A 15,486-nucleotide genomic window follows, 5' to 3' on the forward strand; every position below is an offset into this window, starting at 1 on the left:
GAAGCAGAATGAGAGAAGTTTATGTTTCGATAGGCGAGAACGGATATGTGCAAGAATGGTGTGATATAGAGGGTAAGGACAATTTGCCGGAACGTTTTTTTAAAGTAAAAGCCGATGAGAAGCTAATTTATAATGTTGATGCTGTAAAAATCGTTGATGGGATTGCTGTACTAGATAAGAAAGAGCAACAAAACGTAATGATTGCAAATGGAGATTTAATCAACCGTCAAATTCAAGAAGAAATTAACGCCTTATAGGGCGTATTTTTATGGCAGATTGAGGTGAGTTATATAGTTGGAGCAAGAAGTTAAGTTAACTAACCGAAATTTTACAGAGATGACGGTCGAAGTTAAGGAAAATAGCGCGGATATAATCGCATTAAAGGGCGACATTGCCGACCTCAAGGCGGCACAAAACGAGCATGGTGAGCGTATATCAGAGCTCGAAAAGCAGCACGAAATGAGCGAAGCAACATTACGTTACATCATCCTCGAAGTCGTGACCGAGACAATTAAGCCGGTCATTGAAGAAAACCGCTCGCTTAAAGAGGAAATTGCCGAGCTGCGTCTTGAAAAATATAAGCTAGCGTTTAACGTCCTGAAATGGGTTGGAGTCACAGGCGGCGCAGTAGGTGTTATTTATATAATGAATGAAATCATAAAAGCCGTAGTCAATTAAAAAAGGAGGTGAGAATGTTTGAAGAAAATTAACTGGAGAGTTCGTTTTAAAAATAGGGCGTGGGTTGTCGCAATGATTGCCGCGCTTTTTTTTATCGCACAAAGTGTGCTAATCGTATTCGGCATTAGCTGGGACTACACAACGTTGTTCAATCAGATTGTAGTAGTTGTCGGCGCTGTATTTGCGTTAGTGGGACTTGTTATCGACCCTACGACGGCAGGCACGCCGGACAGTGAACGAGCTATGAGATACGAAGAACCACGAAAGGATGAGGAATAATGAAAATCAATGAATTGAAATTAGCCATTTATGCAGGGCACGGCGGAGTTGACCCAGGAGCGTCCAGCTCATACGGTAAAGAGTCAGAGAAAGCCCTAGAGCTGATGCTTGAGGCTACTAAATACGCTCGTTCGCTGGGCATTAAGGTCATTAATAACCGTACATCTAACGTTGCCCGAAACATTAGCGCAGATGCGAAGAAGGCAAACCGCGAGAAGGTCAATGCTGTAATAGAAATTCATTTCGACAGCGCGACAGCAACGGCACAAGGTACGACCGGATTTTACTGCGATGGCAGCGCAACAAGTAAGAGCCTAGCGCAGAAAGTCAATGACCACGTAGATGACTATTTCAAAGACCGGGGGATCAAGCCAGACACGTCAACAAGGCATGGGCGTTTGGGTATCCTGCGAGAAACGAATGCACCAGCAATGTTACTAGAAACTTGCTTCATTAGTAACAAAGATGACATGACAACGTACAGCACTAAGAAAACATTAATTGCAAAAGCCATCGTCCATGGAGCGCTAGACTACTTCAATATCGCACTTCCAAAAAACGACGCACCAGAGAAGACGCCAGAAGCTCCTAAACAAACGGTACCAACCAACCCATTTGCAGGCAAGAAACTAGTGTCAAAGGTTAACGGACTACGCTTCTATAATAAACCGTCATGGGCAGACAAGGACGTAGTAGGCACAGTCAATAAAGGCGTAGGCTTCCCGACGGTGCTGGCGAAGGTCAATGTCGCAGGTAGCCCGCAGTACAAGGTGCAGAACTCTAAGGGCGCCACTTTTTACATAACAGCAAGCGACAAGTACGTCGAATTGAAAGCGAAATAAGCATAACGAAACCCACGTTCTTAATCGAGCGTGGGCTTTTTATCTATTCTTTTTCCTCTGCGATTTCGTACAGGTTAGAATCGCGGTTAATAGTTTCGATTAGCTCCCAAGTTTCCGCATCCTCACTAAGTAATTCGCCATTATCATTTGTATAAGGTAGAAAATAATTTCTGAATTCAGCTTCATCGTTCCAAATCTCCGATTGACCTTGATTGTGTTTATTTACATAAATAGCATTCTCCATTTTTTGTTCCTCCTCATAATCTAAAAGTTTTCTTAAAATCGTTTCTGGTGTTTCGTCGAATGCTCTTGCAAATTGAGTAATCGTACTGACGTTCATTTTTTCAATCGATACCTCGTTTTTAATTGACCGAGATAGGGAAGGTTGTTGCATTCCGTGATATTTTTGTAAAGCATATAGTGACGTGTCATACTCAATTAATAACTTGCTAATAGGGTGCATCAATACCAACTCCTTAACTCTATATTTATATTATATAACAACAAGCATATAACATCAAGCATTTGTTTTAATCCCAATTAAAGTGAGGCGTAAGAGGGATGTTTCAAAATGCAAACTGATGCATAGTAAAAAGCCCTTGCACTAAGTAGGCAGGGGCTTTGTACGTTTTACTATTTAAATTTTATCTTCTCCGTTTATATTTACTTGGATTAAATGCATCGAACCCGTCATGCCAACTACATTGGGAATAGCGAAATCAGATGCTTGATAACCGTCGCCCGTTAAAGTGCCCCAAATTTTCACTTTATCTCCAACAATAGCTTCGTCTTGAGCATGGTCAGGAAATATAGGCATAACGTATCCATTTTGATTTTTTACCATCCACGCCAATATACCATCGACTTTATTTAAAGACATTAGGTCGCCTTCAAAATAATACTTTAATCCTGTTACGTCTGTGTCGCCTTTAGTATATAAAATGGCGCCAGGCACGGCAGGGTATTTTTCCGCGTTCTTTTCTGCCTTTTCCTTAAATGAGTCTTTGGGCGTTTCTTTAACGGGCGCTTTTACTTCCAACGTTTCTGTGAAGGTAATAACGCCATCTTTAATATTGGCGCCCTTCAAATAACCACCATTTTTGCCGATTACTTTTTTAACCTTCTTCGATTGTTTCTTTGGCTTATACGACTTGTAAGTGATAGTATATTTGCCAACATCTAAGTTTTTGACTTTCTTATAAAGGTCACCATCCTTGTCGACTTTGGCTTTTATTTCTTTTTCATACGCATTAGCGCCAGTAATAGTTGCATAAAACTTCATTTTCTTAGGTAGGTTAGTATGCAGTTTCAACTTCAAATCGTCATCTTTTACGACTTTGCTTTCTGACTGAATTTCGACCGTCAAATCTTCCGTAGCAAGTACATTAATTGGCAGCAGAATAAGTAGCAGTATGGCGAAAATCGCAAGTAATCCCTTTTTCATAAGATATTCTCTCCTCTATATAACGTAATGTAATCTTTTTCATTATATAGTTTCCAACATCATACATCAAGGATTAATTTGCATTTTTGTACCATTTTCCGCTTGTTCAGCTAAGAAATTTTGCCAGTCGCGCTGAAAGTCTTTTGCTAATACATCATAGTTTAATGCGTTCTTATCTGTTTCAGTGAATTTGTTTAACTCTTCCATAGCGGAAAGAATATTTATCGTACGCTCAACACGCGCTATAGCATCATCCTTAAAGCCGCTATCATACTCGGCATAAGCAAGTAAGTAATGTGTTGTAATACGAAAAAGTTCTACTTGATGTAGTCGAGCTAATTTTTCCGCTTCAACGAGGTGTTTTTTGCTTTCTTGATAGGCACCAGCTAGGATGTAATGACGAGAGCAGTTTATAAGAAACGCAATTTTAAAGAAATGAATTTGTGGGTAGTTATCATATTTTTCAAGCTGTTCTATCGCTTTATTAAGAACGTTCTCTGCTTGCTCAACTGGAAATGTATAGAAAATCTTAGTCATTAGGTAGATATCGTTGTGATACCAAACATCTTGTAGAGATATCCTTTCCCAAATCTCCTTTGATTCTGGGCTTTCTACATCAAAAGACTGTTTCTGGTTAACCTCAACAGAGATACCAAGTATATGGCGTAGGGCTTCAATAAATGGATCAGTGTTCTTTGCTAAGTAGGAGTCGTATATATCAATTAATTCAAACAAATAATTTTCGTTTAACGATTGCTTCTGGTCGCGGAATTGCTTAAATAGACGGTCGCGCTCTGGTAATTGAAACCCGTTTTGTACATAGAAGAATTCAAGCATTTCTATGTCAAGTTCTTTTAATATGTCTAAAAACATCTCTATGGAAGGTAAACGACCTTTTTCAATCGCTGATAAGGAACTTTGGGATACGCTTTTCATCTTGCTTTGTGCAATATTCTTATTCATACGTATTTCTCTAATAGTTTCGCCAACTGTTTTCATTGAAGTCTCTCCTTATTATCCGCATGCGGGTAGATTTTTGGGGTTTATTGGGTTATCATGTATAATAGTAGGTATATCCAACAGAAGGGAGGTTACATAACATGAAGAAATCAAATGTTCTGAAATTTTTTACTGCGTTAGTTGTAACTGTCGCGCCAATGATTCATATTATCGTAGGCGGCTGAACGTAAGTGTAAGCGCAACCTAAACTAAAAAGCCGAAGCTTGCACCTTCCCCAATCCAGCCAGATTGTGCGAAGAAAGCGTAAGCCTCGAACACACAACAAGTTTAACACAAAGTAGTAATTTTATTAACTGAAAAGGGATGAAGCACAATTATTTTACGGGAGTGAAGAAAGATGGACGACTTTACAAAACGGGATTTAGAATTGCTTGAAGAAATCGTAATACATGCCGATGCCAACAATAAACTGAAAAATAAGTTAGTGGCGCTAGGCTACGATGAAAAAATGTCTTTCATCATTGCGGGCATTATTATAGAAAGAAATACTTAAATTAATTGCACAGCCGTTGAGCGTAAATGCTTGGCGGCTTTATTTTTCGTGGTCTTTCGAATTAGCCACCATAATGTCCATAATTTCTTTGACGCGCTTAATGTCCTCGGGGCGGTTTTCTATCATATCGTATAGCCACGCATTAAGCTCGCGGTCATTGATAAGTTCTTCTAGTTGCGCTGACAAGTATTTATTTTCCGTGCGCCCTAATAAATAGTCGACAGACACGTTAAAATAATCGGCAACCTTTTGTAGATTTTCACCTGATGGTATCTTATCTTTCCATTTATAGATAATATTTACGCCCATATCAAGATTTCTAGCGAGGTCTTGAATAGAAATTCCCCTGTCTGCACAAAGTTTTTTTACTCTATCAAACGTTGACATATCAACAGTTCTCCTTAATTATGAATATATTAAATAATCTTTCGAGATAAAATCTCTTGCTTTTTATCTTTAGAGATGATAAAGTATGTTCATAGACAAATTTAATTAGCTAACAGCACAACAAACAAGAGCCATGAATACACGTTCCCCAACGTTTTGCGGCATTATTGTAGGCTTATTTCGCTATGCATTAATATTATCACCAAAGATAAAAAAAAGTCAATGTTAGCTTTTAAAAATTATCTTAATTAATAGAAGGAGGAGATTTTGAATATGAAAATGAGCACAGATACGCTTTTAGCAGGTTGCGCAGTTATAGTATCGTTATTATCCGTATGTTTCTCATTGTATGTCTATCTGTATTCATGAGGTAAGCCATTTTTCATAGTCAATAGAAATATCAGTTAAATCAACTGGTATTGCAATATTCGAGCGAGTTGTTTCTATTACCAACACAGGATTATCGTACTGTATTCTACGCACGAAATAGTCTGTTGCATTAAACGCGAATATACAAAATTCAGAATCCAAAGCACCAATACTTAACGGTACTTTATCCGTGTAAATGCTTTGTATTTGATTATCGGAGTTGGGAATTTTTTTGTACATGAGTTCGGGGTTTCTATTCGATGATACTATTTTCTTTTTATATGTATCGGAATTAACATCCTCAAACTCTAAATAAATACTGGTTATTGCCACAGAAAGTCTTGATTTATTAGCTAGTAGGACTTGCAAAAATAATCGATTAAACTTTGTAGATTGATTAGGCGCTTCAATGGCCTTTATTACTTTAATGTCTAAATTGAATCTTTCATTGATGATATTTCTTAAAAACAAAAAAGTACTTATAGCTAAACTTATTATAGAAATAAGTAAAGCTGCTAATTTTAAATCCATACGTATTCACCTCGCTTTCATAAGCGATTATACCATAAATAATACCAATAGTAGAAAGGAGCAAATAAAAAAGCTACTCCCTTTTACAGGAATAGCAGCTTAGCTAAGACGCAGCCGATGGCGAGCACCATCGCTGGTGTCAGTTCAAGTTTTACCTCGATTTTCACCAAGCAGCACCTCCGTTCTCCAGCCGAGCTGGCAAGCCGACTGGCTAGGGAGCGGACACGTACAAATAATTCAATTATTTAGGAGGTATTAAACCATGAAAACTGAAATCTGGAACGACCACAAAATACGCTTTGTAAATATGGAAGGCGAGTGGTGGGCGGTATTATCTGATATTGCTAGGGCATTAAGTCTTCGTACTGACAAGCTTAATGCACGTATAGAAGATGACAACCTTTCAAAGGTGCCCATGAGAGACAGCGTGGGACGTCTACAAGAAACTTCTATAGTAAACGAGTTCGGCATATACGACGCTATCTTTTCCAGTAAGAAAGCCGAGGCGAAGGAATTCAAGCGTTGGGTGTTCAATGTTATCAAACAGTTGCGCCAATCGGCAGGACTAGAAGGCTTCGAAGTTTTCCGCATGTTGGACAAAGAACATCAAAAAGAGTCCATGCAACACCTACGGCAAGGACTTAAGAAGCCAGTACGCGTCGATTTCATCAAAGCTAATGTTATTAGCAATAAAGCGGTGTCGACAAAATACGGGTTCGATAAAATGATTAAGAAAGCGGACATGACACCAGAAATGTTGCTAGACCGTCAAGGCATACTTGAGTCAACCGTCGAGCTTATGCGGGTCAAAGAGAAGTTTGGGCTGGGCTTAACGGTGAGCGACGAAGTTTACCGCGCAGTATCGGGCGAAGCAAAACAATTAGCTTAATTAATAGGAGGAAATAAATGTTTAACGATACTTTTTATCCATCACCATCAAAAGTTATTAACTTACTACTATCAAAACTACGCACTGACGGGCTCCGTATCTTGGAGCCTAGCGCAGGTAAAGGCGACATCATCGACGCAATTAACCGTGAAAGTCGAAGCGCTCGAATTGATGCAATCGAGAAAGAACTAGAGTTATGCGCAATACTAACCGACAAAAATATTCCCGTGATCGCATACGATTTTTTAAGCTTTGAAACGAATACAGAATATGACGCAATTATAATGAACCCGCCGTTTGATGAAGGCGACAAACACTTACTAAAAGCGATTGAGCTGGCGGAAGCACAAGCGACACGAAGCTGTAAAATTCGTGCAATTATTAACGCCGAAACAATTCGCAACCCGCACACAAAAACACGCCAGCACTTAGCGGCGCAACTGCAAAAATACAGTGCTACGGTAGTTTACCACGAAAATCTTTTCGCGACTGCTGAACGCAAGACAGACGTCGAATGTGCAATTATAAACCTAGAAGTAAATACCGCGCAAACTAATGTCAGTAGCACATATGCCACCATTATAGAAGGTGTTGAGCGTCAGCAAACCGCTAACATCGAAACAAGCCTATCGACTATATTAAGCAGTCAAGAAGTAGCTGAACGTGTGCAAGATATTGAAACGCTAGTGCACCAGTACGATTTCCATGTACAGCTAATAAAAGAAAAGCATAAAGCGTCAACTTCGCTAGAGTATTTGGAAAGCCTAATTTACGCAGAGCGAAACGAAAATATGGGCACTTATAATAAACTTTCAAAAGACATCAACGAGGACATTGAGGCTATTCGGGTGAAATATTGGGGCTTAATACTACGTACTGGTGAGTTTAGTAAACGCCTTACAGAACATGGTCGACGCCAAATTGACAAATATATTGCGAATGCCTCCGCACTTGAAATTAATTTCGTCAATATTGAACTGTTGCTTATGGCTATTATGCAGAATTCAAATGACATTATACTTGATAGCTGTCTTGACATGTTCGATAAGGTCACGAAGTATCACAACAATTCTTATAGCGGTAACGTTCACTATTATAACGGCTGGGACACTAACGACGCCTTTAGAATTAATAAAAAGATTATCGTGCCGTTTTACCCATTATTAGGTGCGTTTGATGCAAGCGATATGGGACATAGTCGCGACGGGATTTTTTATAAGGGTATTGATTATAAAGTGAAAGATTACCTAGATGACTTAGTAAAAATGTTCAAGTTAATTTCACCTGATTTTGACGAGACCTTTCAAACGAATTCATCAGGTGAATTCGAAAATGAACTATTACGATTCAAAATGTTCAATAAAGGCACGATTCACATATGGTTTAAGGACGAGGCACTTCTTGACAAGTTTAATGTTATTTGCGGACAACATCGCAACTGGATACCGTCAGATGATGAAATAAAGCGTAATAAAGACGCGCGTAGCTTTGTAGACAAAGAATTTAAAACCTATGCAAAACAATTGAAAATAGGGGCGTAATTGCCCCTTGTAGGAGGAACAACAGATGTCAAATATCAATCTATCAGCACACGCCATCAAGCGTTGTATAGAGCGTTTTGGTGTAAAGGAAGCAGATGCGCGTAGATTCGTCAATGATCGCATGCGTAAAGCAGTCCTCACGTATCGACAAAGCGACGGCAGTATGATTTTTAGCGCCGAGGGCATGATTATCGTCACTAATGCGCAAAAAAACGCAGTGTTAACTGTATACCCTGAACCTTCCACAGTTTTTGCGCCAGAAATCAACAAAGCTGTTGACAAGGTAGTCAAGAAGGCGACAGCAAAAATAAGCGGAATTCTGCGTGAATTGTACAGTCAGTCTGCACAAATTAACGAAGATATCACGGTTTGTTATCGCAAACTTGCTACATGCCGAAATCCATACGATTTTAATGCGCAATTATCGAAGTTGAAAAGTCAGCGCAACGAGCTAGAAAAAGAAATTCGTAGCAAAGTCGCGGAAAAGAACAAGCTCACAGCGTCGGCTCAGGCGTTGAAAATGAGGTAGGCGGGTGTTATGGCACAGCGTCAAGGGTTTACTATCATAACTAACCGTGTCATTGACGACGAGCAGTTAAAGGGCGCCGACAAGCTAGTTTTTATGGCAATATGTCGCTACGCACATAATAAAACGCGCAAATGCCACCCGAGCCGCGAAACGCTTATGAAAAAAGCTGGCGTCAGTAAAAAACCTTTTCAGACGTCACTTACCACACTAGAAGCACGAGGTTACATATGCATTGAACGGCGTACTAGCAACGGGTTGAAGCTTTCTAATGAATATACCGTAATGGGTTGAATTGACCCCTACCGATAGGCACAATTGACACCATCCGATGGGTACAATCGACCCCATAAACTAGACTGTACTTTAACTAAACTGTATTTTAACTAGACTTTAAAGTAATACCAGCGCTATCGCACTGGGGTGACGTCAATATAAATAATAAATGAAATTGGCGCCAATACAACAATAATAAGGAGCGATAATATGGACGCAATAAAAAGCGAAGCACAGGCGTTATATGGCGCTAATACAGTAATATATGCGTTGGCACAAAAGTTACTTGACATTAAAGCGGCAAATCGTGAGGACGTGGTTAAGGCGGCAAAGCTGATGCAGGAGAGCGCCGCGCACTTAAGTAACATTGACGCCGAGCTATGCGAAGTCGAACTCGAAGAATTTCGCAAAGCAACAGGTGCGCCAGTATTCAGTCAAAGGAGCGGGGAAAAATGAGCGAGTACGAACAAGCAATTGAGGAAATGCGGGTACGCCTAACCAAATTAGCGAAAATCGAAACGTTGATAGAGGCGCAAACATACAAAGGCGATGCTTTGACCTTTTACGCGCATGTTGTGGCGATTGTTAACGGAAAGGATGACGAATAATGGGAATTGTAATATTAGGCGCCGTACTAGCTATCGTGACACTAACGACGTTGATATGGCGAGGTGAGCGCAATGGGATTTAGCCGTGGCGACCAAGAAACGGTTATTAGCTATCAGCACGACACGGGTGAATGGCGTTTCTACACGAATGTGCAAAAGCATATGACGAAGTGGGGAGCGCTTATCGAAAACGCAACAACCTTTGAGGAGAATGGGCGCGTAATTTCGATGGAAGGTCGCTTGCCTGACATAGTTGTGTCGATGTATAAAAAACGCGAAATTGACGAAAAAAACCCGTATGGCTATGGGCGAAAGATTAAAAGCGAATAAGGAGCGTGGCGAAAATGAGTAAAGAAGTAAAATCGAACTTCGGTTATATTGTGAAGGTTGGTAACGGTTATTTAAATATTAATGAAATTTATCATATAGGCGGGAATAGTATAAGTCTTAATGTTCGGCTCGCGCGTAAGTACGACAATTATGTCGACGCAAAAAAAAGTAGCGGACGAATATGGCGGTAAGGTATTGACGTTAATGGAAACAGTAATTATTGATGTTGAGGAGGCGTAAATAGATGCGCAATTTTGCAGTAGGGGAAAAAGTAATGCTAATACTCAATCAAGAAACAGTTGTGGCGGAAATAGTAAGTGTAAATGCAGGTACTTACACGGTAGTGCATAAGCACGGAGTCAATTATAGAGTCAATAAGCATGAAGTAATGTCGTTCGATACCAGCGAAGTAGGCTCCGACACTATCATGGCGAAAGTAGAATTTATCAAAGCCGAAGAGCGAATTTTGGATAATTTAAATGACGATTTAGAAAAGATACGCAAAGAAACAGGTAATATGCGAATTACAAAACGCGGTCGATACTCGGATGAATATAACGAAACACTTGTGTACATTTATAAAAACTCAAAGGAAGCAATTATTCTCGGATATGAGCTCGCATTAGACGCTCAAACTGAAAAGGTCTTAGAGCTTAAATCAGAATTAGAAAGGGGCGATTATAGTGTCGACAAAACCGATTGAAAAATGGACAACGACCGACTTCACGAAGTATTTGCAGGCGGAACACTTGCGCCGCTACAACGTCGAGTATCAGCCGTTCGGTAAATGGGCGGTTGAGCAAGGGCATATTGGGCGCATTATCGGCACGAAGAAAAAAGCGGGCACACACGACAAGGCATTTTTGAAGTCGTTCATTGACGCCGCTTTTGACGAATACAAGCCTAGCCCACAATATCCAGGCATTTCGTTCGGCTTCATGCTGACGTATAAAAAGCAGTTGTGGCAACGGCTTGAGGCGCAACAACAACGCACAGTGACGACGAAGCAAGCCGTTGAATCGACCGACTGGGACGAGGTGGCTGACTGGCTATGACACGTATTACTTTTGACGACATTAACCAGCGCCCGCCAACCGACGACTTGCGCGTTATTGTAAATGCTCGAGTCAAGGCAGCGTTTGTACCGATTGATTTTCGTTACGTGACAGCGGCAACCAGTCCCGTGCGCGCCGACCAGCCGCAAGTGTACGGATTAATGGAACGCTACATTGATACGTTCTACGACGCCGAACACCGCGTAAAATCGCTTTACCTGTTTAGCGAGGCAACAGGCACGGGCAAAACGACGACAGCAAGCGCCTTGGCAAACGAGTATCTGCTAGCGTCTGTGGCGACTTCGTTAGCGAAAGGCGAGCGTCCAGCCATGCGACCAGCTTATTTCCTCGATGTCAACGCATTGCAAACCGAATACAACAGCTTTACACGACCGCATGTGCCGCCAGCTATGGCGCAGGCTTACGCCGCGAGCTACTACGAAAAGCTTGGCATTGCTAGTACAACGCTATTTGTGGTCTTCGACGACATCGGGGTGCGTGGCGCTACGGACGGCTTTCGCGGCGATTTACATAGCGTTATTAACAAACGAGTAACGGCGCAGTTGGCGACGGTCTATACCTCCAACCTACCATTGACACAAATGAAACAAGTTTTCGACACAAGGCTATATGATCGCATGCGTGATTTATGCGCCGAGGTGCCTTTTACGGGCGAATCAAAACGAGGAAGAAGGTAAGAACGATGAAAGCAGAAAACAAGGTATTGCGCCACGAACTAATTTTGAAAATTGGCGATTTATTCAGCCAGCACAGCGAACCTGTGCCCGATGATTGCCCGTGCCATATTTGCGCTAAAGTGAGCGAGGTAGGCGAGGAGCTAATGAAGTTAGAGGAAGAATGTTCCGAAAAACGCTCGCCTAACCACGCATATCAATACACTGCGGCGGAGTATATCGAGCTGTCGACAACGATGACTGACGTCGAAATTGCGGATTTATGGGACATCACAGTACCACAACTGCGAGCGTACAAAAGTAGTTATCAGTTACATAGCGTTAAAAAAGGGTTGACCGCCGAGCAAAAGGCGCAGTTAGTTGCCGAAGTGCCAGCCCGACGCGCAAACAACGAGTTGCTTCGTGACATTGCGGCGGAGTACGGCGTGTCGGCGAACTACTTATCGAAATTAATGGCGCAAAGCGTGTAGAGGAGGAAATAGCAATGACTTCAAATATTATACGAAGTGCAACGGTGTACTTACCGATGCACGACTGCCAAACAAAAACTTTCACCGTCGGACAAAACACATATGAATTTAGTAGTTCGAAAAGCAGGATTGCATACAGAGTGAAATCCATCTATGAATATCCGGAAACTAATTGTATCAGAATAGTAGCTGAAAACGGGATGTTTATAGATTTTGCAAATATTCCGTATTCTTTAAAAGGTGACTGTTAAATCAGAGGAGGAAATAGCAATGAAAACAAGCGAGTTTAAGGCGATTTTAGACGAAATGGATTTGGCGGCTTACGAAACGAAAGAAGGATTTAGAGTAATTGATTCGAATTATACTTTCGCTACTGTTAATAATAGACGCGAACACGTGATGAAAATTTATATGGATGCCCACGCAATATTAGGCAGAGAAGCAGTAGCTGAATTATTCGAACTACTAACAGCATACGCATCAACACCGCTATCAGAACGCGAAGAACCGAAGTTGTATTATTTGCGCGACCCTGTGATTACTACTGGATATAATTACTTAGCTATTCATAATGAAATGCAACATAGGCAGTATACTGACCTTCCAGACAGTTTATTAGGTGACTTTTATCAATTCACCGATTTAGATGATTCAGACATGGGTTATTGGCAGTATGGATTCACCCGCGCTGAAATCGACGCATTCGAGTTTGAACATGCGCATTTGATTGAGAAAGAGGTGGAAAACGATGGAAGATAAAAAAGTAACCTTCCACGTAGCTACAGATAAAGTAGGAAGCGCCATAACAGAGTATTTTTATTTGAAAGCAGAATTAGATATTGATTTCGATAAATTAACGCCAGAAGAGTTAGACAGCGAAATTGCAGATGCTTACGACGATTGGTTAGGCAGTAATATTGACTTGGGATGGTCTATTGAGGATGAGGAGACGGAATGAGGAAATTAGTCATTGTTGTAGAAGGCGATTCAGCAGAAGTAGCTCATTCGCTTGGAATAGAGTTTATCGCGCTCGATTTCTTACCACTCATAGGAATTGAACCAGAAGATGTTACAGTCCAAGGTGACGGAATGAGGAAAGATAAATTACTAAAAGCAATGAATGAGTACATAGACAGGGAGACCGCTCAAATTCCTGTCTACGCTGATGATTATGACGCTGGAATAGAACGCGGGATGCAGAATATGTTTGATTTCGTTGAGAAATTTTTGATTGAAGAAGAGGTGGAAAACGGATGATAAAAAGAGACGAATTAAAAGACTGGTTAAAGGAATCTGAACGTAGAGCGAGTATATCGAAAATTGAAACCTATTTAGATAATCAAATAAAAAATCACGTACTAAAGGGGAAATACAGTTTTACGATATCAACGGGTGAACCTGATAACGTATTACACAGAGATGTAAAAACTGGCTTTTACGACATTTGGCACGATCCTGATTTGTCGAAGGATAACAGGAGAATAGTACACAGTAAAATCCTAGAAAAATACAGAACGTTTGGTTTCAAAATAGACAAACATACAGTTGACTGTGGATGGAATAGTAGATATGACGCTGTTTCGTTTAAAGATATTGATAAGTCAATTGAGGAAGAGGTGACGGAATGAAGCGAATCTTAGACATCGATATCGCCCACGAGAAAGCGCTAAAAGAAGATTATGAAAGAAGTATGACGCTAGTACTCGATGAATTAAAGCGTCTATACAGAATTGTTAAAAGGGAACTAGGAGCATACTACATTATGAAGTATTTTGAACACTCCCATTTGCGTATGAACAGATGGCGACAAGAAAAGTTTGTGAAAGCGTGGATAGATGTAGATAGTGATGAAATATTGCGTAATTTTATGGACTGGATAGATGGGGTGAGAGAGTGATAAAAACGCTTGAATTATTCGGAGGAATCGGCGCGCCTCGCAAAGCGCTAGTAAATCTAGGTATTGAACATAAATCAATTGATTACGTTGAAATTGACGAAAAAGCAGTGCGTGCCTATAACGCTTTGTACGATAAAACGATTCAACCGCAAAGCGTCATAGGTTACAACTTGCGACCTGACGTACTGGTTCACGGTTCCCCTTGCCAAGATTTTTCTAGGGCAGGTTATCGATGGGGAGGAGGTAGCGAAGATAAAACGCGTAGTTCTCTGTTGTTCGAAACGTTGAAAATCATTCGAAACATGGGCGCTTGGAAGCCTCGTGTCGTGCTTTGGGAAAATGTCAAAGGAGTGCTTGATCGCGACATGGTACACGCGTTTAAAGATTACCTAGCGCAAATGGACGAAATGGGCTATACGAGTAGTTATGAGGTATTGAACGCGATGGACTTCGGCATACCGCAAAAGCGAGAGCGTATTTATACAATATCGGTTCTAAACGGTGAACGGTTCAATTTTTCATTGTTGGAGAAAAAGCCAACACGTCCAATCGGCGAGTTTTTAGAAAGCGATACAGACGATATATACACGATTAAAATTCCGAGCATGTTAAGTAAAATTGAGGCGCTGAACATGCAGCAGAAAAACGCGAAGTACAATCGCTACTTGGATGTCATAGATACGCATTGCTGGACGATTTCAACACGACAAGATAGATGCCCAAATGCAGGGATAGTGAAGCTTAATAGTCATAAATATCGTTATTTGACAGAACTTGAATGTGCGCGCTTGATGGGTTTTTCAGACGAAGACCACGCGAAGTTGCTTACAGAGTACCCAACCAAAAAAGGCAAAAAGAACGCGACACTTTATAAATTGTATGGAAACAGCATTGTTGTTGATGTGCTAGAAACCATTTACAAGGGATTGTTTGAAATGGGGGTATTAAAGCTGGAAGAGGCGAGCAACTAATGGAATACGCGCTATACCGCGGCGATGAATTGTTACAAATCGGCACAGTAGACGAATTAGCGGCGTTCAAGAAAGTGAAGCGTAAAACGATTTTGTTTTATGCCACGCCGAGTTATCGGAAGAGGACGAGTGAAAAAGGGCTACGGACTATTAGATTGGAGGAGGATGGAATTGGCTAAGAAGAA

29 protein-coding genes are annotated in these 15,486 nt (G+C 40.8%); 24 read left to right on the forward strand and 5 right to left on the reverse strand.

From position 1 onward, the window contains the following. Window positions 1-8: 8 nt before the first annotated feature. From PROCOU_RS12320 to PROCOU_RS12335, 4 genes are read left to right on the forward strand one after another with little or no spacing between them, the layout of a single operon-like run. Entirely contained in the window at window positions 9-257 is a 249-nt protein-coding gene (locus PROCOU_RS12320; protein ID WP_036072864.1) for a hypothetical protein, read from the forward strand. A 37-nt stretch (window positions 258-294) separates the two neighbouring features. Beyond that, window positions 295-678: a hypothetical protein gene (locus PROCOU_RS12325; RefSeq protein ID WP_036072866.1), complete on the forward strand. Its 384-nt coding sequence runs from the start codon at window positions 295-297 to the stop codon at window positions 676-678. A gap of 18 nt (window positions 679-696) precedes the next feature. Continuing rightward, window positions 697-957 (forward strand): phage holin, encoded by a 261-nt coding sequence (locus tag PROCOU_RS12330; protein WP_036072871.1) that lies wholly within the window; start codon window positions 697-699, stop codon window positions 955-957. Then, the gene (locus PROCOU_RS12335) at window positions 957-1,799 is read left to right on the forward strand and encodes an N-acetylmuramoyl-L-alanine amidase (RefSeq protein ID WP_036072873.1); all 843 of its coding nucleotides are present in this window, start codon (window positions 957-959) and stop codon (window positions 1,797-1,799) included. The genes PROCOU_RS12330 and PROCOU_RS12335 overlap by 1 nt, the downstream gene beginning before the upstream one ends. A gap of 43 nt (window positions 1,800-1,842) precedes the next feature. On the opposite strand, the gene PROCOU_RS12340 is transcribed toward PROCOU_RS12335, so the two are convergent. The 3 genes from PROCOU_RS12340 to PROCOU_RS12350 form a co-directional block, all read right to left on the reverse strand. Continuing rightward, entirely contained in the window at window positions 1,843-2,262 is a 420-nt protein-coding gene (locus PROCOU_RS12340; protein WP_036072875.1) for a helix-turn-helix domain-containing protein, read from the reverse strand. A gap of 174 nt (window positions 2,263-2,436) precedes the next feature. Then, window positions 2,437-3,243, reverse strand: a complete 807-nt coding sequence (locus PROCOU_RS12345; protein WP_036072877.1) for a hypothetical protein — start codon at window positions 3,241-3,243, stop codon at window positions 2,437-2,439. A gap of 66 nt (window positions 3,244-3,309) precedes the next feature. Beyond that, the gene (locus PROCOU_RS12350) at window positions 3,310-4,242 is read right to left on the reverse strand and encodes a helix-turn-helix domain-containing protein (RefSeq protein ID WP_036072880.1); all 933 of its coding nucleotides are present in this window, start codon (window positions 4,240-4,242) and stop codon (window positions 3,310-3,312) included. Window positions 4,243-4,600: 358 nt separating this feature from the next. Between PROCOU_RS12350 and PROCOU_RS17820 the strand changes: the two genes are divergently transcribed. After that, complete coding sequence (locus tag PROCOU_RS17820) at window positions 4,601-4,756, forward strand: hypothetical protein (RefSeq protein WP_159101227.1); 156 nt, start codon at window positions 4,601-4,603, stop codon at window positions 4,754-4,756. A 39-nt stretch (window positions 4,757-4,795) separates the two neighbouring features. On the opposite strand, the gene PROCOU_RS12355 is transcribed toward PROCOU_RS17820, so the two are convergent. Beyond that, on the reverse strand, window positions 4,796-5,143 hold the full coding sequence (locus PROCOU_RS12355; protein WP_036072883.1) for a helix-turn-helix domain-containing protein: 348 nt from the start codon (window positions 5,141-5,143) through the stop codon (window positions 4,796-4,798). A gap of 363 nt (window positions 5,144-5,506) precedes the next feature. Continuing rightward, the gene (locus PROCOU_RS12360) at window positions 5,507-6,043 is read right to left on the reverse strand and encodes a hypothetical protein (protein WP_036072886.1); all 537 of its coding nucleotides are present in this window, start codon (window positions 6,041-6,043) and stop codon (window positions 5,507-5,509) included. Between the two features lie 262 nt (window positions 6,044-6,305). Between PROCOU_RS12360 and PROCOU_RS12365 the strand changes: the two genes are divergently transcribed. From PROCOU_RS12365 to PROCOU_RS12450, 19 genes are all read left to right on the forward strand, one after another. Beyond that, entirely contained in the window at window positions 6,306-6,932 is a 627-nt protein-coding gene (locus PROCOU_RS12365) for a BRO-N domain-containing protein (RefSeq protein WP_036072888.1), read from the forward strand. A gap of 17 nt (window positions 6,933-6,949) precedes the next feature. After that, window positions 6,950-8,473: a DUF4942 domain-containing protein gene (locus tag PROCOU_RS12370; protein ID WP_036072891.1), complete on the forward strand. Its 1,524-nt coding sequence runs from the start codon at window positions 6,950-6,952 to the stop codon at window positions 8,471-8,473. 25 nt (window positions 8,474-8,498) lie between these two features. Next, window positions 8,499-9,002, forward strand: coding sequence for a hypothetical protein (locus PROCOU_RS12375; protein WP_036072894.1), 504 nt, complete (start codon window positions 8,499-8,501; stop codon window positions 9,000-9,002). A gap of 9 nt (window positions 9,003-9,011) precedes the next feature. Then, window positions 9,012-9,293, forward strand: a complete 282-nt coding sequence (locus PROCOU_RS12380; RefSeq protein ID WP_036072896.1) for a helix-turn-helix domain-containing protein — start codon at window positions 9,012-9,014, stop codon at window positions 9,291-9,293. 192 nt (window positions 9,294-9,485) lie between these two features. Further along, complete coding sequence (locus tag PROCOU_RS12385; RefSeq protein ID WP_036072898.1) at window positions 9,486-9,731, forward strand: hypothetical protein; 246 nt, start codon at window positions 9,486-9,488, stop codon at window positions 9,729-9,731. Next, entirely contained in the window at window positions 9,728-9,883 is a 156-nt protein-coding gene (locus PROCOU_RS17825; RefSeq protein WP_159101228.1) for a hypothetical protein, read from the forward strand. The genes PROCOU_RS12385 and PROCOU_RS17825 overlap by 4 nt, the downstream gene beginning before the upstream one ends. A gap of 72 nt (window positions 9,884-9,955) precedes the next feature. Beyond that, window positions 9,956-10,213: a hypothetical protein gene (locus tag PROCOU_RS12390; protein ID WP_036072900.1), complete on the forward strand. Its 258-nt coding sequence runs from the start codon at window positions 9,956-9,958 to the stop codon at window positions 10,211-10,213. 14 nt (window positions 10,214-10,227) lie between these two features. Continuing rightward, window positions 10,228-10,404, forward strand: a complete 177-nt coding sequence (locus tag PROCOU_RS17830) for a hypothetical protein (RefSeq protein ID WP_159101229.1) — start codon at window positions 10,228-10,230, stop codon at window positions 10,402-10,404. A 53-nt stretch (window positions 10,405-10,457) separates the two neighbouring features. Beyond that, entirely contained in the window at window positions 10,458-10,916 is a 459-nt protein-coding gene (locus PROCOU_RS12395) for a hypothetical protein (RefSeq protein WP_036072902.1), read from the forward strand. Next, window positions 10,897-11,268: a hypothetical protein gene (locus PROCOU_RS12400; RefSeq protein ID WP_051994390.1), complete on the forward strand. Its 372-nt coding sequence runs from the start codon at window positions 10,897-10,899 to the stop codon at window positions 11,266-11,268. Before PROCOU_RS12395 ends, PROCOU_RS12400 begins: the two co-directional genes overlap by 20 nt. Beyond that, window positions 11,265-11,966, forward strand: a complete 702-nt coding sequence (locus tag PROCOU_RS12405) for a P-loop NTPase family protein (RefSeq protein WP_243832084.1) — start codon at window positions 11,265-11,267, stop codon at window positions 11,964-11,966. The genes PROCOU_RS12400 and PROCOU_RS12405 overlap by 4 nt, the downstream gene beginning before the upstream one ends. Before the next feature lie 26 nt (window positions 11,967-11,992). After that, window positions 11,993-12,433, forward strand: a complete 441-nt coding sequence (locus tag PROCOU_RS12410; RefSeq protein ID WP_133619574.1) for a hypothetical protein — start codon at window positions 11,993-11,995, stop codon at window positions 12,431-12,433. A 270-nt stretch (window positions 12,434-12,703) separates the two neighbouring features. Further along, entirely contained in the window at window positions 12,704-13,192 is a 489-nt protein-coding gene (locus tag PROCOU_RS12420) for a hypothetical protein (RefSeq protein ID WP_036072908.1), read from the forward strand. After that, window positions 13,182-13,391 carry a DUF7167 family protein gene (locus PROCOU_RS12425; RefSeq protein WP_036072910.1) on the forward strand — a complete coding sequence of 70 codons (210 nt, stop codon included), beginning with the start codon at window positions 13,182-13,184 and terminating at the stop codon, window positions 13,389-13,391. The genes PROCOU_RS12420 and PROCOU_RS12425 overlap by 11 nt, the downstream gene beginning before the upstream one ends. Beyond that, complete coding sequence (locus PROCOU_RS12430) at window positions 13,388-13,690, forward strand: hypothetical protein (protein ID WP_036072913.1); 303 nt, start codon at window positions 13,388-13,390, stop codon at window positions 13,688-13,690. Before PROCOU_RS12425 ends, PROCOU_RS12430 begins: the two co-directional genes overlap by 4 nt. Further along, window positions 13,687-14,061 (forward strand): hypothetical protein, encoded by a 375-nt coding sequence (locus PROCOU_RS12435; protein WP_036072916.1) that lies wholly within the window; start codon window positions 13,687-13,689, stop codon window positions 14,059-14,061. Before PROCOU_RS12430 ends, PROCOU_RS12435 begins: the two co-directional genes overlap by 4 nt. Beyond that, window positions 14,058-14,330 (forward strand): hypothetical protein, encoded by a 273-nt coding sequence (locus PROCOU_RS12440; protein ID WP_036072920.1) that lies wholly within the window; start codon window positions 14,058-14,060, stop codon window positions 14,328-14,330. Before PROCOU_RS12435 ends, PROCOU_RS12440 begins: the two co-directional genes overlap by 4 nt. Continuing rightward, window positions 14,327-15,301 (forward strand): DNA cytosine methyltransferase, encoded by a 975-nt coding sequence (locus PROCOU_RS12445; protein WP_036072923.1) that lies wholly within the window; start codon window positions 14,327-14,329, stop codon window positions 15,299-15,301. Before PROCOU_RS12440 ends, PROCOU_RS12445 begins: the two co-directional genes overlap by 4 nt. Next, window positions 15,301-15,480: a hypothetical protein gene (locus PROCOU_RS12450; RefSeq protein WP_036072925.1), complete on the forward strand. Its 180-nt coding sequence runs from the start codon at window positions 15,301-15,303 to the stop codon at window positions 15,478-15,480. Before PROCOU_RS12445 ends, PROCOU_RS12450 begins: the two co-directional genes overlap by 1 nt. Window positions 15,481-15,486 lie beyond the last annotated feature (6 nt).

This window comes from Listeria rocourtiae FSL F6-920 (assembly GCF_000525975.1).
GTDB lineage: Bacteria > Bacillota > Bacilli > Lactobacillales > Listeriaceae > Listeria_A > Listeria_A rocourtiae.

Bases quoted from the DNA above. Each gene is read 5' to 3' on its own strand.
- PROCOU_RS12320 (WP_036072864.1), top strand. From the start codon at position 9: ATGAGAGAAGTTTATGTTTCGATAGGCGAGAACGGATATGTGCAAGAA.
- PROCOU_RS12335 (WP_036072873.1), top strand. From the start codon at position 957: ATGAAAATCAATGAATTGAAATTAGCCATTTATGCAGGGCACGGCGGA.
- PROCOU_RS12340 (WP_036072875.1), bottom strand. From the start codon at position 2,262: ATGCACCCTATTAGCAAGTTATTAATTGAGTATGACACGTCACTATAT.
- PROCOU_RS12345 (WP_036072877.1), bottom strand. From the start codon at position 3,243: ATGAAAAAGGGATTACTTGCGATTTTCGCCATACTGCTACTTATTCTG.
- PROCOU_RS12350 (WP_036072880.1), bottom strand. From the start codon at position 4,242: ATGAAAACAGTTGGCGAAACTATTAGAGAAATACGTATGAATAAGAAT.
- PROCOU_RS17820 (WP_159101227.1), top strand. From the start codon at position 4,601: ATGGACGACTTTACAAAACGGGATTTAGAATTGCTTGAAGAAATCGTA.
- PROCOU_RS12355 (WP_036072883.1), bottom strand. From the start codon at position 5,143: ATGTCAACGTTTGATAGAGTAAAAAAACTTTGTGCAGACAGGGGAATT.
- PROCOU_RS12360 (WP_036072886.1), bottom strand. From the start codon at position 6,043: ATGGATTTAAAATTAGCAGCTTTACTTATTTCTATAATAAGTTTAGCT.
- PROCOU_RS12365 (WP_036072888.1), top strand. From the start codon at position 6,306: ATGAAAACTGAAATCTGGAACGACCACAAAATACGCTTTGTAAATATG.
- PROCOU_RS12370 (WP_036072891.1), top strand. From the start codon at position 6,950: ATGTTTAACGATACTTTTTATCCATCACCATCAAAAGTTATTAACTTA.
- PROCOU_RS12375 (WP_036072894.1), top strand. From the start codon at position 8,499: ATGTCAAATATCAATCTATCAGCACACGCCATCAAGCGTTGTATAGAG.
- PROCOU_RS12380 (WP_036072896.1), top strand. From the start codon at position 9,012: ATGGCACAGCGTCAAGGGTTTACTATCATAACTAACCGTGTCATTGAC.
- PROCOU_RS12385 (WP_036072898.1), top strand. From the start codon at position 9,486: ATGGACGCAATAAAAAGCGAAGCACAGGCGTTATATGGCGCTAATACA.
- PROCOU_RS17825 (WP_159101228.1), top strand. From the start codon at position 9,728: ATGAGCGAGTACGAACAAGCAATTGAGGAAATGCGGGTACGCCTAACC.
- PROCOU_RS12390 (WP_036072900.1), top strand. From the start codon at position 9,956: ATGGGATTTAGCCGTGGCGACCAAGAAACGGTTATTAGCTATCAGCAC.
- PROCOU_RS17830 (WP_159101229.1), top strand. From the start codon at position 10,228: ATGAGTAAAGAAGTAAAATCGAACTTCGGTTATATTGTGAAGGTTGGT.
- PROCOU_RS12395 (WP_036072902.1), top strand. From the start codon at position 10,458: ATGCGCAATTTTGCAGTAGGGGAAAAAGTAATGCTAATACTCAATCAA.
- PROCOU_RS12405 (WP_243832084.1), top strand. From the start codon at position 11,265: ATGACACGTATTACTTTTGACGACATTAACCAGCGCCCGCCAACCGAC.
- PROCOU_RS12420 (WP_036072908.1), top strand. From the start codon at position 12,704: ATGAAAACAAGCGAGTTTAAGGCGATTTTAGACGAAATGGATTTGGCG.
- PROCOU_RS12425 (WP_036072910.1), top strand. From the start codon at position 13,182: ATGGAAGATAAAAAAGTAACCTTCCACGTAGCTACAGATAAAGTAGGA.
- PROCOU_RS12430 (WP_036072913.1), top strand. From the start codon at position 13,388: ATGAGGAAATTAGTCATTGTTGTAGAAGGCGATTCAGCAGAAGTAGCT.
- PROCOU_RS12435 (WP_036072916.1), top strand. From the start codon at position 13,687: ATGATAAAAAGAGACGAATTAAAAGACTGGTTAAAGGAATCTGAACGT.
- PROCOU_RS12440 (WP_036072920.1), top strand. From the start codon at position 14,058: ATGAAGCGAATCTTAGACATCGATATCGCCCACGAGAAAGCGCTAAAA.
- PROCOU_RS12450 (WP_036072925.1), top strand. From the start codon at position 15,301: ATGGAATACGCGCTATACCGCGGCGATGAATTGTTACAAATCGGCACA.